Below are 14,783 nucleotides of genomic sequence, written 5' to 3' on the forward strand. Positions count from 1 at the left end.
GTGGGGAGAGGGAGCGCAGCTCCCGTGCGGCCAGCAGCTACAGCTCCACCACCACGTAGTCGCTCTCGACCTTCACGGAAATCGTCTCCGCGACATACGGTCCCTTGACCACGCTTGCGCCCGGCTCGACATGGGCCGGATAGGCCTTCACGCGGAAACGGCGAGGGTCGCAATAGGATTGGCCGGTGCGGATGTCGAACTCCCAGCCGTGCCAGGGACAGCGGATGATCTCACCCAATTTGGTGTATTCGATCTCGCCCGGATCCTTTGACTGCGCGAGACCGATCAGCGGGCCCTCGCACAAGGCCGCACCCTGATGCGGGCAGCGGTTCATCAGACCGAAATACTCGCCCTTGATGTTGAAGACCGCGATCGGCCGTCCGTCGATCTCCAGAAATTTTCGCGTGCCGGGCGGCAATTCATCGACCGCGGCGACCACATGCCGTGCCATCAAGCAATCCCGTACAGCGTCTTGGCATTGCCGAGATAGAACGCATCGCGATCGGCTTCGCTGACGCCCGCCGGCAGCACACGCGACGGCTCGTCATAATCCCAATGCGGGTAGTCGGTCGCGAACAACAGCCGGTCCCAGCCGATCCATTTGATGACGTCGAACAGATCCTCGCGTCTTTCAGGGTCTTCCATCGGCTGCGTAGTCCACCACACCTGCTCGCGGATATATTCGGACGGCGGCCGCTTGACGTGCGGCACTTCGCTGCGCAACCGCTGCCAGACCTTGTCGAGCCGCCACGCCAGCGACGGCGCCCAGCCGAACCCGGCCTCGATCATCACCATCTTCAGTTTCGGGAAACGCTCGAACACGCCTTCCAGCACGAGGCTCGCCAGCGCGGATTGCTGGCACTGCGAGTGGCCGACCATCTCCTCGATGTAATAGGACGGCCAGCCTGATGGCGTGATCGGATTACCGCCAAAGCCGAAGGCATGGACGCCGACCGGAAGCCCCGCCTCTTCCGCGGCCTGATAGATCGGCCAATAGCGGCGCTGGCCAAGCGGCTCGACATTGCGGCTCAGCAGCAGCACCTGCACGAAGTTCTTGTCGCCGGCGCGCTCGCGAATCTCCGCAGCAGCCGACAGCCCGTCCTCATTGCCCACGACAATGGACGCCTTCAGCCGCTTGTCCTTGCTGGTCCATTTGTCGATCTGCCAGTCGTTGATCGCCGAACACAGCGCCGCCGAGAGTTCGTGATTGCGGATGCCCTGCCCGGTGTTGAGCGGATTGAGCACACCGAGCTGCACGTTGTTGGGATCGAGCAGCTGTTTCTGCATGAAGGAGAGCGAAGAGCCCTGCGGGCCGCCTTCGGGCGGATAGGCATCGCGGCGCGAGGCGTTGGGCTGGGCCTTCGGGTAGGGCGGGCCTTCCATCATGCCCTGATAGGCATGGACGCCGTAGACCTCGAGATGATGCTGCCAGCGTTTGGCGAGGTAGGGATAAAGCTCGGTCCGCGTGGCGCGTGCCGGATGGATGTCGCAGTCCGCAATTGCGGTCTTCGTCGTCAAGGGGGAAGCGGCTTCTTGGCTCTCGCGGAACTGGATATTCATCGCCTTGCCTCCTTTGGCAGCGGGCTCATTTCAGGCGGGGATAGGTGGCATGCGGATTGTCGATCATGATCTTGCGCACGAGATCGGGGGTGAGACCCTCGGGCAGCGCGTCCTGGCCGTCGAACTGCCAGTGCGGATAGTCCGTGGAGAATAGGACCAATTCGTCGGACTGCATATGATCAAACAGGCGAATTAATGTCGCCTCGTCCGGCGGCGCATCAAATGGCTGTAATGAGAAGCGGATGTTGCTGCGCACAATGTCGAGCGGGGCGCGATCGACCCAGGGCGTTTCCATCCGCACCCCACGCCAGAATTTGTGCAGGCGCCAGAGATAGGGCGAGATCCAGGAGACGCCTGACTCCAGCATCACCATCTTCAGCCGCGGATATCTTGCGAACACGCCCTCAACGATCAGGCTGGTGAGCTGGGTCTGGAACGCCTGGGCCTGACCGACATAGTCCTCGATGTGATAGGAACCCCAACCGACCGCGGTCGGCGGATTGTGATAGGCGGAACCGGCATGGATGCCGACCGGCAGGTCGAGCCGCTCCGCGGCTTCATAGATCGGCCACAGCGCGCGCTTGCCGAGCGGGGTGTCCCCCATGACCAGCATCAGCACCTGCACGAAGCGCTTGTCCTCTGCACAACGCTCGATCTCGGCGACTGATTTCTCGACGCTTTGCGTCGGGATCACGATCGAGCCGCGCAATCTGGAGTCGCGATCGAGCCATTCCCTGGCGAGCCATTCATTCAGCGCGCGGCAGAAGGCAGCCTGCATGTCCTCGGAGAACACCATTTGCACGCCGTAAATCGGATTGCAGATGGCGTGTTTGAGCTGGAAGGGATCGAGCACATGCCGCTGCATGTCCTCGAGGCTCTCGCCCGGCTTGCCGGTCTCGGGACGCCAATCGGGTCGCGCCACGATCGGCGAGTTCTTCGGATAGGATTGCGAGACAAGGTCGACCATGCCGCGCGTCGTCACCTGGTCGCGCCAATAGTCGTTCAGGTAGGGCAGCAGGCTGGTCAGATGCGGCACGGCCGGATGCACATCGCAATCCACCCCGCCGGCGATCAGGGACGCCATGACGTCTCCCTTCTCACGTTTCCTCGTCGTCTTGTCGCGGGCGGCGCTTGGCCGCCTCGCCTTCCATTCAAGCAGGCCTGCCCCTCGCCCGCAACTCGGCCAATGCCGCTGTCATATGCTAGGAAGGCTGAGCTCGGTTGCGAGGGAACAAGGGGTGAGGGATGAAAGAGCTCGTCGGCATTGCGGAACAGGTTGCAGCGAAACTGATCGCGCGCCAACAAACCATTGCAGTTGCAGAATCCTCGGCCGGCGGCCTGATCGCAGCAAGCCTGCTCGCGGTGCCCGGAGCTTCGGCCTATTTCCTCGGCGGCGCAGTGGTCTACACCCGCGACGCCAGACGCGTATTGATGGATATTTCGGACGAAGGAATGAAAGGCTTCCGCTCATCCTCGGAGCCCTACGCAAAGCTCCTCGCCGAGCAGATGCGCGGCCGCTTCGGCTCCGACTGGGGCCTGTCCGAGACCGGCGCAGCCGGCCCGACCGGCAACCGCTACGGCGATGCCGCCGGCCACAGCTGCATGGCGGTCACAGGGCCCGCGACGGAGGTGGTGACGCTGGAGACGGGCAGCAGTGATCGCTTCGCCAACATGCAGGTGTTTGCGGCGACGGCGCTGAAGTTGCTGTTAGGGAAACTCGAGGGATGAGCTGGCTCCTGCTGCTCTCGTGAATCGGGACGCTATCGCAATATATTCTCTGTCATGCCCCGCGAAAGCGGGGCGATGACGGCAGAATAGGACGCGATAGCTACCGCCCCAAATGCCGCACAAAAATCCGCACCACATAACCCTTGAACCGCGGCGCCTCATCATAAAGATCTGACGCGATCCGCTCGATGGTTTCGCGCAAAGACAAGAACTGCGCTTGCCGGGCGCTGCTCTCGGTGCCTTGCATGCCCGCGAGTTCGTCCATTGCAGCGTCGCTGATCTGGCAGTCCACAACGTCACCGTCATTCAGCATGGTGAAGCGAAAGGCCAGACGTTCGATGTCGTGGCCGATGATCCTGTCGCGCAAAAGCGGCATGCAACTGTCCCGTTCGCCCCCCGAACGGGACAATGCTGAAATTCGCGCAACTTGTCACCCCGCAGATGGCGTGCATCTCATAGCCGGCCGTCCCGGCCTGCTTCAGTACGCGAAAGCTGTTCCAGTGGGCTTGTTCAATGCCGTGGCCAGCGACTTGTATTCATCGCAGTCCGTTCCGCAAATGGCCGCGATCCGGCTGAGATGAAACATCGCTTGCTCGCGATTGCCCTGCTCGAGCTGCCATAGACCATAATACTGCCAGGTCAGCACGTGGTTCGGATCGATCGTCAGCGCATGCTCGTACCAGACCTGCGATTGCTTGTAGTCGCCAAGCTTGCGGTAGGAGTAACCGATCAGGTTCGCGACATTCGCATTGTCGTCGTGGCCAAGTGACTTCAACTGCGCGATCGCGGCGGGGTAGTCGTTGCGCTCGTAAATGGTGTCGTAGGCCACGCGGTAGCCTGCGGCAAACGCCGGATCATCGATGCTCGACTGGTTGTTGGCCTTCTTGCCCTTTTGGGTGGCTTTGGTGCCGGTGCGCGCGGGATAGGTCGGGGCCGGCGTACTCTGGTTGGAAGAGGGGTGGGCGAAGGGATCCATGCCGCCTCCGCCACCACCGCCGCCTCCACCACCGCCGCCACCTCCGCCTGCGGCCCAGACAGGCGCAGATCCGGCTGCGACAACGAGCGCCGCAAGATACGCGCCGCGAACGGCAAGCCTGATGATCGGACTGACCATTGAGGTCTCCTGATGTCTGCTCGAACACGCCCCGGACGAGATGATAACCCTGCTTCGGCAGGGATATTCCCGCGACACGAAGGCGAGCACATCAGCGGCTCGGCACGACAGGCGTGCTGCCGTTGTTCGGGCAGAGCTGCCCGGCTTTACTGGAACGCGACCTCGGCAAAGCTGCGAAGCTTGCGCGAATGCAGCCGCTCCGATTCCTGCTGCTTGAGCCGTTCGAGCGCCTTCAGGCCGATCTCGAGATGCTGGCCGACACGGGCACGGTAGAATTCGCTGGCCATGCCGGCGAGCTTGATCTCGCCGTGCAGCGGCTTGTCGGAGACGCAGAGCAGCGTGCCGTAAGGCACGCGGAAGCGATAACCGTTGGCGGCGATCGCGGCCGATTCCATATCGAGCGCGACCGCGCGCGATTGCGACAGGCGGCGAATGACCTCGGACCCGGAGATCTCCCAGTTGCGGTTGTCGACGCTGGCGACGGTGCCGGTACGCATCAGGCGCTTGAGTTCAAAGCCCTCGAGACCCGTGACGTCCTCAACCGCTTGCTCGAGCGCGACCTGCATCTCGGCCAGTGCCGGGATCGGCACCCACAGCGGCAGCTCGCGATCGAGCACATGGTCCTCGCGCACATAGCCGTGCGCGAGCACATAGTCGCCAAGCCGTTGCGTGTTGCGCAAGCCCGCGCAGTGCCCGAGCATCAGCCAGGCGTGAGGCCGCAGCACCGCGACGTGATCGGTGACGTTGCGCGCATTGGACGGACCGGTGCCGATATTGATCAGCGTGATGCCGCGACAATCAGGCGCGACCAGATGAAAGGCCGGCATATTCGGTGTGCGCGCAGGCGCGACCCCGGTCGTACTTCCGTCGCCGCGCGTGATGACGTTGCCGGGTGCAACGAACGCGTCGAGCCCAGCTTCACCGGACTGGAGCCGCTGCTGGCACGCTTGCGCGAAGGCATCGATATAGAACTGGTAGTTCGTGAAAATCACGAAGTTCTGGAAATGCTCCGGGTCCGTGCCGGTGTAGTGGTAGAGCCGGCGCAGCGAGTAGTCGACGCGGGCGGCGCGGAACAGCGACAGCGGCTCGGGGGCGCCCGCCTGACGCTGGAACGTACCGTCGGCGATGGAATCGTCCATCGTGGCGAGATCAGGCACGTCGAACGCGTCGCGCAGCGATCGCGTGATCGGCGAATTCTCGCTGGTGGTGATGGCGGCTTCGATGTTGATGTCGCGGCGATAGGCGAAGTGGATCGGGATCGGCTCGGCGGATTCGCCAATCTCGACGGGTACGCCATGGTTCTGGATCAACAGGCCGATCTGTTCGGTGAGATAGGCCCGGAACAGATCCGGCCGCGTCACGCTGGTCTCGTGCACGCCGGGGCCGGCGACAAAGCCATAGGAGAGACGCGAGTCCAGTCGCGCATGCGTCGCAGTGGTGAGGCGGACGAAAGGATAATAGGCTCGCACCCGCGTCGTGATCGCCTCACCCGAGACATAGGCCTCGAACCGGTCACGCAGGAACTTTGTATTGCGCTCGTAGATCTCTTCGAGGCGAGCGACGGCCGCGGATGCATCGGAGAAGGATTTCGTGGCGATGGAGGGTGGAGATTGCATTGTTCGACCGGCGGGGTTGCTGGAGCTTGAGTCGAACTATAGCAAAGAAAAAAGTGCCGTAGGGTGGGTTAGCGCAGCGTAACAACCACTTCTGCTTCCGCGGATAGAGTAGTGGTGGGTTACGCAGAGCGGTCTGCGCTTCGCGCAGTCCGCAGGGCTAAACCCACCCTACGAGACTGAGCTTGCCGCTCGATATCCCGGATGCGCGCTGAGCGCGCTCCGGGATGACGCGCTGCCGCGCGTCACTTCTCCCGGAAGGCCCGCATGAACTGGTCGTGCAGCGGCTTCAACAGGTAGGACAGCATGGTGCGGTCGCCGGTCTGCACAAACGCTTCCACCGGCATGCCAGGAATCAGCTTGGAATCACCGAGCTTGGCGACTTCCTCCGCCGACATCGAGACGCGGATGGTGTAGTAGCTCTGGCCCGTGCGCTGGTCGGTGGTGACATCAGGCGAGACGCGGCTGACGACGCCGGTGAGCTCGGGCGTGGTACGCTGGTTGAAGGCGGACAGACGCAGCAACGTCTTCTGGCCGATCTGCAGCTTGTCGATATCGACCGGATTGACCTTGGCCTCGACCTGGAGGTCGTCCGCCTGCGGCACGATCAGCATCAGGGTGTCGCCGGCGGTGACGACGCCGCCGACGGTATGCACCGTGGATTGCAGCACCATGCCGTCCTGCGGGGCGCGAATGTCGACACGGCGAAGCTGGTCTTCGGCCGCGACCTTGCGCTCGATCAGCTCGCCGCTCTTGTCGTTGGTCTCGCGCAGATCCTTGGAGACCTCGCTCACCATGTCCTTGTCGACCTGGATGATCTGCAACTCGGTCTCGGTGATCTTGCCCTTGGCCTGCGCCCGCGAGGCGATGTACTGCGCGCGCTCGCCATTGAGGCGCGCAGAGTCGCGCTCCAGCGTGGTCAGGCGCGAGATCTGCACCAGGTGCTTGTCATAGAGATCGCGCACGCCGGTGAGCTCCTGCTGCACCAGCCCGATCTCCTTGTCCTTGGCCTTCTCCTGCGCGGAAAGACCCTCGATCTCCTCATTGAGCTGCTGGATGCGCTCGCGCAGCTGCGCCTTCTGACCGGCACGGCCGTTGACTCGGACGTCGAACAGCTTGGTCTCGGCAGAGAGCAACGCCTTGACGTCGGGATCGTCACCGCGGTCAAGCAATGATTGCGGAAACTCGATCTTATCCAGACCGCGCTGCTCGGCCTGAAGCCGCGCCGCGCGCGCCAGCGCTGCGTCGAGGTTCTTGGTGACAATGGCCAGGTTCGCCTTGGTGACGGTGTCGTCGAGCCGCACCACGATGTCGCCGGCCTTGACCACGTCGCCGTCGCGGGCGCGCACCTCGCCGACGACGCCGCCGGTCGGATGCTGGACTTTCTTGACGTTGGATTCGACCACGATCTGGCCCGGCGCGATCAGCGCGCCCGAGATCAGCACCGTCGAGGCCCAGCCGCCGAGGCCGACGGCGAGGAACGCCACGATTCCGAGCCCGAGGAACAGGTGAAACCGGATCGATTCCCGTACGGTCTTCGTCGCGGCGGACTTGGTCCCGCCAACCGTCATCGTGCTCATGCTTTGGCCACTCCGCCTTCGCTGACGACCTTGATCGGCGCCGGCGGCGCGACGCGGGGCTGCAGCACCTGGGCGAGCACCTGCTCCTTCGGACCGAAGGCCTGCATGCGGCCATCGCGCAGCACCAGGATCTGGTCGACCGCCTCGACGCCGATCGGGCGATGTGCGACCACGACGACGATCGCACCGCGCTCGCGGGCGCTGCGGATCGCGCGGGTCAACGCTTCGTCACCTTCGGTGTCGAGATTGGAATTGGGTTCGTCCAGCACGATCAGGAACGGATTGCCATAGAGCGCGCGCGCCAGCGCCACGCGCTGGGCCTGGCCGGCGGAGAGCGAAGTGCCCTGCTCGCCGACCTGCGTGTTGTAGCCCTCGCGCATCTTGATGATCATCTCATGCACGCCGGCTTCCTTGGCCGCGGCGATGATGCCGTCGGAGGTCGCCTCGGGATCGAAGCGGCTGATGTTCTGCGCGATGGTGCCGGCGAACAGTTCGACGTCCTGCGGCAAATAGCCGATGTAGCGGCCGAGCACGTCACTCGACCATTGGTCGAGCGCGGCGCCATCGAGCCGGACCTTGCCGCGGACCGGCTGCCAGACGCCGACCAGTGCGCGGATAAACGAGGACTTGCCGGAGCCGCTCGGCCCGATCACGCCGAGGCCGTTGCCGGCTTCGAGTGTAAAATTGACGTCCTGGACGATCAGGCGCTGGTCGCCCGGCGCCACCATGGCGACGCCTTCGACCGAGAGGCGGCTGGTGGGCGCCTGCAACTGGGTCGGCATCGTCTGCGCCGGCATCTGGTCCAGGAGCCTGCTGAGGCGGTGCCAGCTCTGGCGGGCCGCGACGAAGGATTTCCAGTGCGCGATGGCCAGATCGACCGGCGCCAGCGCGCGGGCCGAGAGGATCGAGCCTGCGATGATGATGCCGGCGGTCGCCTCCTGGTGGATGACGAGCGTCGCGCCGACAGCGAGCACGGCCGATTGCAGCATCATGCGCAGCACTTTGGCGATCGCGCCGAGGCCGCCGGAGACATCGCTCGCACGCTGATTGCCGGCGAGGTATTTTTCGTTGGCCGCGCTCCAGCGCGCGTTGAGCCGGCCGGCCATGCCCATCGACACCAGCACCTCGGCGTTGCGGCGGCTGGACTGGGCGAGGTCGTTGCGCTGGGCGGCAAGGCCCATCGCCTCCTTCGCCGGCTGGCGGGACAGGAACTCGGTGACAAGCGTCAGGCCGACCAGGATGACGGCACCGACCAGCGCGGTCACGCCGATCCAGACGTGGAAGACGAAGCAGATGCCGAGATAGAGCGGCAGCCAGGGCAGGTCGAAGAAGGCGCTCGGGCCCATGCTGCCGAGGAAGGAGCGGACATTGTCGAGATCGCGCAGCGGCTGCAGCCCCTCGTTGCGACTGCCGACGAGGAGCGGGAGCCGCACGATGGTGTCGAACACACGCGCGTTCAGGGCTTCGTCGAGCGCGGTACCGACCCGTCCGAGGATGCGGCTGCGGATCATGTCGAGCACGCCTTGTGCCACATACAGGCCGCCGGCGAGGACGATCAGGCCGACCAGGGTCGGGATGCTGCGGCTCGGCAGCACCCGGTCGTAGACCTCCAGCATGAAGATCGACCCGGTCAGATAGAGCAGGTTGATCATGCAGCTCATGAAGCCGACGCCGACGAATGCAGTGCGGCAGGCACGCAGCGCGTCACCGAGCTCTGAACGGCGGAGGCCGGGAACGGCTGCCATCAGTCTGATCTCTTTCGGGTGAGGGGCAGACCCCCTGATTTAAAAGGCAAATCGAGGCGTACGCGCCGCGGATTAATATCGGGTTCTCCCCGCTTGCAATGCAATCAAATTCATCCGGACCTTGCCACATCTACTGCGGACAGCCCGATCCGCAAGTCCGGTATTTCACAGTCTTTGCGGCTTTTTCGAGTAAAGACAAGCGCCTCCCCCCAGGGCGCTGTCGAGGCGCCGGAGAGAGGCACAAGGTTCCGATCGGTCGAACCGCTAGAGCCGGCCGCCGCCGCGGATCAGCCGGACCACCAGCAGCAGGATGATGGCGCCGATGGCGGAATAGATGATCTCCGAGACCAGCCCGACGCCAATATGGATGCCGAGCTTCGGGAACAGGAAGGTTGCGACGAACGCGCCGGCGATGCCGATCACGATATCGCCGATGATGCCGAACCCGGCGCCGCGCACGATCTTGCCAGCGAGCCAGCCGGCCACCAGGCCGACAAACAGGATGACGATGAGGCTTTGACCAGAAATGTACATAAGATGAAGTCCCTCTCCGTTAACGGGGCCATGGAACGGGAACCGGGATGAATGGGGTCTGAATGGTGTTCCGGGAGGGCACTCGGACCCGCAATCGCGAAAACAACCCCATGCACAGTAGAAATGGCCGCAGCGGGATGGGCGCGGTGGATTGTGACAAGGGCGTGCCGGCGCAGGGTATTTTTGAGTTCAGGCGTGCACCGGCTCGGCCAGCACGCACCGTGCCGCCCGGCCCGGGCCGACCTCGACGTTCGGCGGCAGCTGCTCCAGGCAGCGGGGCTGGGCCACGGCGCAGCGGGGGGCGAAGGAGCAGCCGTTCGGCTTTTCGGCGAGGGATGGCGTGGTGCCGGGGATGGTTTCGAGGCGGGCGCCGCGCTTGGCGCCCTGGATGGTCGAGGCGAGCAGGCCCCTGGCATAGGGGTGCACCGGGGTGCGGACGATGTCGCGCAAGGCGCCCTGCTCCACGATCTGGCCGGCATACATCACCGCGACGCGATCGCAGATCTCGATCGCGACGCCAATATCGTGGGTGACGAAGATGACGGACATGCCGAACTCGCGCTGCAGCTCGCGCAGCAGCAAGAGGATCTGGATCTGCACGGTGGCATCGAGCGCGGTGGTGGGCTCGTCCGCGAGCAGGATTTTCGGCCGGCATGCGAGCGCCAGCGCGATCATCGCGCGCTGGCGCATGCCGCCGGACATTTCGTGCGGATAGGCATCCAGCCGTCGCTTTGCCGAGGGGATGCGCACGATGTCGAGCATTTCGAGCGCCCGCGCGCGCCCTTCCGCATGAGACTTGCCTTCGTGCCGCACCACGCTTTCGGCGATCTGCGCGCCGATGGTGTAGACGGGGTCAAGCGCGAGCGCCGGCTCTTGAAAGACCATCGACACGGTCTGACCGCGAAACGACGACAGCTCCTCGTCGTTCATGGCGAGCACGTCGCGGCCCATCACATTGACAGCGCCCGAAATTTGCGTGCGCTTCTTCGGCAACAGCCGCATCAGCGCGCGCAGGGTCACGCTCTTGCCCGAACCGGACTCGCCGAGCAGGCCCAACACCTCGCCATCACCGAGCGAGAGATTGAGATCGTTCACGGCATAGACCGTGCGCTCGCCGGTGAAGCGGATGTTGAGGCCTGAAATCTCGACGAGCTTTGTCATGACGGCAGTTTTGGCAACCTCTCGTGATAATCGGTGACGCGCTGGAAGGCGGCGCCGATGGTCAGCAAAGTCGCTTCATCGAAGGAGCGGCCGATCAGCTGCATGCCGACAGGCAAGCCGCTTTTGGTAAACCCTGATGGTACGGTGAGCGACGGCAGGCCCAGAAAATTCACCGGGCGGGTGAACAGCGTCAGCCGCTGCAGCAGCGCCGGCGCGTTCGGTCCGCCGCCGACATCGCTCTCCTCGATCGTCGGCGCCGGGATGGGCGAGGCCGGCGCGATCACCGCGTCGACGCCGGCGGTCGCTGCATTGTGCGCAGCGAGGGCCGGGCCGCGCCAGCGCATCGCCTCGAGATAGGTGATGGCGGGAATGGCGAGGCCGTTCTGAAGCCGCATCAAGGTCTGCGGACCATAGTCCTGGGGACGCTCGATCATCCAGCGCTTGTGGAAGGCGGCGGCTTCCGCGGCGAGCACGAGCTGGCTCGCTGCCTGCAATTGCCGCTGGTCCGGCAGCTCCACCTTGACGATATCTGCGCCCTCGCGCTTGAGCACCGCGATGGTCTCGTCCAGCACGCGCGCGACCTCGCTGTCGAGATCGTCGACATAGAAGGACGCAGGGATGCCGATCTTGAGGCCCTTGAGCGAGCCCTTGGTCGCCGCGACGTAGTCCGAGGGCGGCTCTTGGCTCGTGGTCGAATCCTCGGGGTCGGGGCCAGCCATCAGCGCCAGCAGCAGCGCGCAGTCTTCCGCGGTGCGAGCGAGCGGGCCGACCGTGTCGAGCGATTGCGACAATGGCATCGCGCCGGCGCGGCTGACGCGACCGACCGTGGTCTTCAGCCCGGTGACACCGCAGAAATGCGCGGGCATACGGATCGAGCCGCCGGTGTCCGAGCCGAGCGCCGCAAAGGTCAGCCGAGCGGCCACCGCCGAGCCGGAGCCCGAGGAGGACCCGCCGGTGATATGCGCGACATTCCAGGGGTTGCGGACCGGGCCATAATGGGCGTTGTGCCCGGTCGGGCCATAGGCGAATTCGGCCAGATGCAGCGTGCCGAGCCTGACCTGGCCGGCATCCTTCAGCCGCTGCAACGCAGTCGACGTCACCGTCGGCACGAAATCGCGGCGGATCAGCGAGCCGCAGGTCGAGACCTTGCCGGCATCGTAATACATGTCCTTATGCGCGAGCGGCACGCCATGCAGCGGGCCACGCACCTCGCCGTTCGCAAGCGCGGCGTCGGCGGCATCGGCCGCCTTCAGCGCGGCTTCTGATTCAATTGACATGAAGGCGTTGAGATGCGGCTGCCACTGCGCAATGCGGTGCAACAGCGCGCGCGTCACCTCATGCGAGGACACCTGCTTCATCGCGATCGCACGCGCGACCTCGGTGAGCGTCATCAGGGCAGGTTCACGGCTCATTTCGACACCTTCGCGGCTTGCGCAAGCGGATAGAGCGCGGGCTCGAGGTCGAACGGCAGCGTGCCGGCAATGGCGGCAAAGCCCTCGAAGGCCGGCCCGATGGAATTGGAGATGCGTGTCGCGATCTCCTCGTCGACAGGAACGCCGGCGACTTGCGCGGTCGCCTGGATTTCTTTCGTCGTCGGTCTCGTCATGCGGTTTCCTCTCCTGGCGCACGGCTATGGCCAGATCCCGGAATGGCCATATAGCACGCGGCTTCGTGGCCCATCTTATCGAGTGCCGTAAGCTTTGGTGTCGCATTTGCGCAGAGCGGCTCCGCAAACGGGCAACGGGTATGGAAGCGGCAGCCCGTGGGCGGATCGATCGGATTGGGCGGGTCGCCCGAGATCGGCGGCTTCTCGGTGCGCCTGTCAGGATCGGAGGACGGCATCGCAGCAAGCAGCGCGCGCGTATACGGATGCCCGGGGCTGTCCCAGACCTGATCGACCGGGCCGAGCTCGACGACCTCGCCGAGATACATCACCAGCACGCGGTCCGAGATATAGCGGACGACGTTGAGGTCGTGGCTGATGAAGAGATAGGTCAGCCCGAACTCGCGCTTGAGGTCGGCGAGCAGGTTCAGCACCTGCGCCTCGACGGATTTGTCGAGCGCGGAGACGGCTTCATCCAGGATCACCAGCCGCGGCGACAGCGCCAGCGCGCGTGCGATGTTGACGCGCTGGCGCTGGCCGCCGGAGATTTCGTGCGGGTAGCGGTTGGCGAAATTTGCAGGGACTAAACCCACCTTGCCGAGCAGCTCGCGCGCCAATGCGCGCGCCGCGCCATCAGCCATGCCGTGGACTTTCGGGCCAAACGCGATGGACTCTTCGATCGTCAGGCGCGGATTGAGCGAGGCGTAGGAGTCCTGGAACACCATCTGCATGCCGCGGCGCAATTCGCGCAAGGAGAGCGACTGCCCGACGGTCATGCCATCATAGATGATGTCGCCGTCATCGCGCGGCATCAGATGCATCAAGAGGCGCGCCGTGGTCGACTTGCCGCAGCCGGATTCACCGACGATGCCGACGGTCTCGCCCTTGGCGACAGAGAAGGAGACATTGTCCACGGCGCGCACGGTGCGCTTGGCGGCGAACAGTCCGCCACGGACGGGGAAGTGTTTTGTCAGCCCGTTGACCTGAAGCAGCGGCTGCGCGACGCCGCCGCGGTCCTCGACCGGCTCCAGCATGGCAATTGGTTCAGTTGTTGTCATCGCCACGATCTCCCACCTCTCCCCATCGGGGAGAGGTCGGCGCGCAGCGCCGGGTGAGGGGGCGCGGCAAACTCGGTGCAGCGTAACCCCTCACCCGGATTGCATCTTGCGATGCAATCCGACCTCTCCCTTCGGGAGAGGTGTGGCACCAACACCGCGGCGAATTGCATCGTTCTCACCATCGCTAGTTCCTGATGTCCATGGCGCTGCGCAGGCCGTCCGAGAGCAGGTTGAAGCAGATCGAGACCGCGAAGATCATCGCGCCCGGCAATGCTGCCACCCAGGGATTGACGTAGATCGCGGTCCTCAGCGTATTCAGCATCAGGCCCCATTCCGGCTCCGGCGGCTTGGTGCCGAGGCCGAGGAAGGAGAGGCCGGCCGCCAGGATCATGGAAACCGAGATGAGGCTCGTGGCATAGACGAAGATCGCGCCCAGCACGTTGCCGAGAATGTGCACGCGCATGATGGTGAGCGGCCCGGCGCCGGAGGCACGTGCGGCTTCGACGAAATCCATGTTGCGCACGCCTGTCGTGACGCTCTCGGCGACGCGGGTGATCTGCGGCACGAACACGATGGTCAGCGCCACGATGGAGTTGAGGATGCCGGCGCCGAGCGCACCGGAGATCGCGATCGCCAGCAGCACCGACGGGAAGGCGTAGAACACGTCGACGGTGCGCATGATCGCGGTGTTGAGCTTGCCACCGACATAGCCGGCAATGATGCCGAGCGAGGTGCCGATGCAGAAGGCGAGGATCACAGGCAGGATGCCGATGACCAGCGACAGCCTGCCGCCATAGATCAGTCGCGCCAGCATGTCGCGGCCGAGTTCGTCGGTGCCGAGCGGATAGCCTGATGTGCCGATGTGGCGCAGGCGGCGGATCATCGACCCCTTGTAGGGATCTTCCAGGCCGAGCCAGGGCGCGAGGATCGCGGAGACGAAGATCAACAGCAGCACGATGGCGCAGGCCATGCTGACCTTGTCGCGCAGGATGCGGCGGCCGACCGTCGCCCAATAGCCGCGCGCCTTGGTCGCGGGCGCGGCCTGCAGCGCGGCATCGGCGGTGGTGGACAAGGGAAGCTCGCTCAT

At 64.6% G+C, this 14,783-nt stretch carries 15 protein-coding genes; 1 reads left to right on the forward strand and 14 read right to left on the reverse strand.

Annotated elements, in window-relative coordinates:
• Positions 1–37: 37 nt before the first annotated feature.
• Genes L6639_RS23610 through L6639_RS23620 form a run of 3 tightly spaced genes read right to left on the reverse strand, consistent with a single transcriptional unit; the run spans position 38 to position 2,644 of the window.
• On the reverse strand, positions 38–451 hold the full coding sequence (locus tag L6639_RS23610; RefSeq protein ID WP_237864028.1) for a Rieske (2Fe-2S) protein: 414 nt from the start codon (positions 449–451) through the stop codon (positions 38–40).
• Positions 451–1,560, reverse strand: coding sequence for an amidohydrolase family protein (locus tag L6639_RS23615; protein WP_237864029.1), 1,110 nt, complete (start codon positions 1,558–1,560; stop codon positions 451–453). The genes L6639_RS23610 and L6639_RS23615 overlap by 1 nt, the downstream gene beginning before the upstream one ends.
• Before the next feature lie 25 nt (positions 1,561–1,585).
• On the reverse strand, positions 1,586–2,644 hold the full coding sequence (locus L6639_RS23620; protein ID WP_237864030.1) for an amidohydrolase family protein: 1,059 nt from the start codon (positions 2,642–2,644) through the stop codon (positions 1,586–1,588).
• Positions 2,645–2,805: 161 nt separating this feature from the next.
• Between L6639_RS23620 and L6639_RS23625 the strand changes: the two genes are divergently transcribed.
• Positions 2,806–3,288: a CinA family protein gene (locus tag L6639_RS23625; protein ID WP_237864031.1), complete on the forward strand. Its 483-nt coding sequence runs from the start codon at positions 2,806–2,808 to the stop codon at positions 3,286–3,288.
• 100 nt (positions 3,289–3,388) lie between these two features.
• On the opposite strand, the gene L6639_RS23630 is transcribed toward L6639_RS23625, so the two are convergent.
• From L6639_RS23630 to L6639_RS23680, 11 genes are all read right to left on the reverse strand, one after another.
• On the reverse strand, positions 3,389–3,664 hold the full coding sequence (locus tag L6639_RS23630; RefSeq protein ID WP_237864032.1) for a DUF1488 family protein: 276 nt from the start codon (positions 3,662–3,664) through the stop codon (positions 3,389–3,391).
• A gap of 102 nt (positions 3,665–3,766) precedes the next feature.
• Complete coding sequence (locus tag L6639_RS23635; RefSeq protein ID WP_237864033.1) at positions 3,767–4,402, reverse strand: tetratricopeptide repeat protein; 636 nt, start codon at positions 4,400–4,402, stop codon at positions 3,767–3,769.
• Between the two features lie 146 nt (positions 4,403–4,548).
• Positions 4,549–6,018: an AMP nucleosidase gene (locus L6639_RS23640; RefSeq protein ID WP_237864034.1), complete on the reverse strand. Its 1,470-nt coding sequence runs from the start codon at positions 6,016–6,018 to the stop codon at positions 4,549–4,551.
• A 242-nt stretch (positions 6,019–6,260) separates the two neighbouring features.
• Positions 6,261–7,595, reverse strand: coding sequence for an HlyD family type I secretion periplasmic adaptor subunit (locus L6639_RS23645; RefSeq protein ID WP_237864035.1), 1,335 nt, complete (start codon positions 7,593–7,595; stop codon positions 6,261–6,263).
• Positions 7,592–9,340, reverse strand: coding sequence for a type I secretion system permease/ATPase (locus L6639_RS23650; protein ID WP_237864036.1), 1,749 nt, complete (start codon positions 9,338–9,340; stop codon positions 7,592–7,594). Before L6639_RS23650 ends, L6639_RS23645 begins: the two co-directional genes overlap by 4 nt.
• Before the next feature lie 264 nt (positions 9,341–9,604).
• On the reverse strand, positions 9,605–9,874 hold the full coding sequence (locus tag L6639_RS23655; RefSeq protein WP_237864037.1) for a GlsB/YeaQ/YmgE family stress response membrane protein: 270 nt from the start codon (positions 9,872–9,874) through the stop codon (positions 9,605–9,607).
• A gap of 189 nt (positions 9,875–10,063) precedes the next feature.
• Positions 10,064–11,035 (reverse strand): ABC transporter ATP-binding protein, encoded by a 972-nt coding sequence (locus L6639_RS23660; protein WP_237864038.1) that lies wholly within the window; start codon positions 11,033–11,035, stop codon positions 10,064–10,066.
• Positions 11,032–12,447, reverse strand: coding sequence for an amidase (locus L6639_RS23665; protein WP_237864039.1), 1,416 nt, complete (start codon positions 12,445–12,447; stop codon positions 11,032–11,034). Before L6639_RS23665 ends, L6639_RS23660 begins: the two co-directional genes overlap by 4 nt.
• On the reverse strand, positions 12,444–12,641 hold the full coding sequence (locus L6639_RS23670; RefSeq protein WP_194464777.1) for a hypothetical protein: 198 nt from the start codon (positions 12,639–12,641) through the stop codon (positions 12,444–12,446). Before L6639_RS23670 ends, L6639_RS23665 begins: the two co-directional genes overlap by 4 nt.
• Positions 12,638–13,696, reverse strand: coding sequence for an ABC transporter ATP-binding protein (locus L6639_RS23675; protein ID WP_237864040.1), 1,059 nt, complete (start codon positions 13,694–13,696; stop codon positions 12,638–12,640). The genes L6639_RS23670 and L6639_RS23675 overlap by 4 nt, the downstream gene beginning before the upstream one ends.
• A gap of 184 nt (positions 13,697–13,880) precedes the next feature.
• Positions 13,881–14,783 (reverse strand): ABC transporter permease, encoded by a 903-nt coding sequence (locus L6639_RS23680; RefSeq protein ID WP_237864041.1) that lies wholly within the window; start codon positions 14,781–14,783, stop codon positions 13,881–13,883.

This window comes from Bradyrhizobium zhengyangense (assembly GCF_022012555.1).
In the GTDB taxonomy this organism is placed as follows: Bacteria; Pseudomonadota; Alphaproteobacteria; order Rhizobiales; family Xanthobacteraceae; genus Bradyrhizobium; species Bradyrhizobium zhengyangense.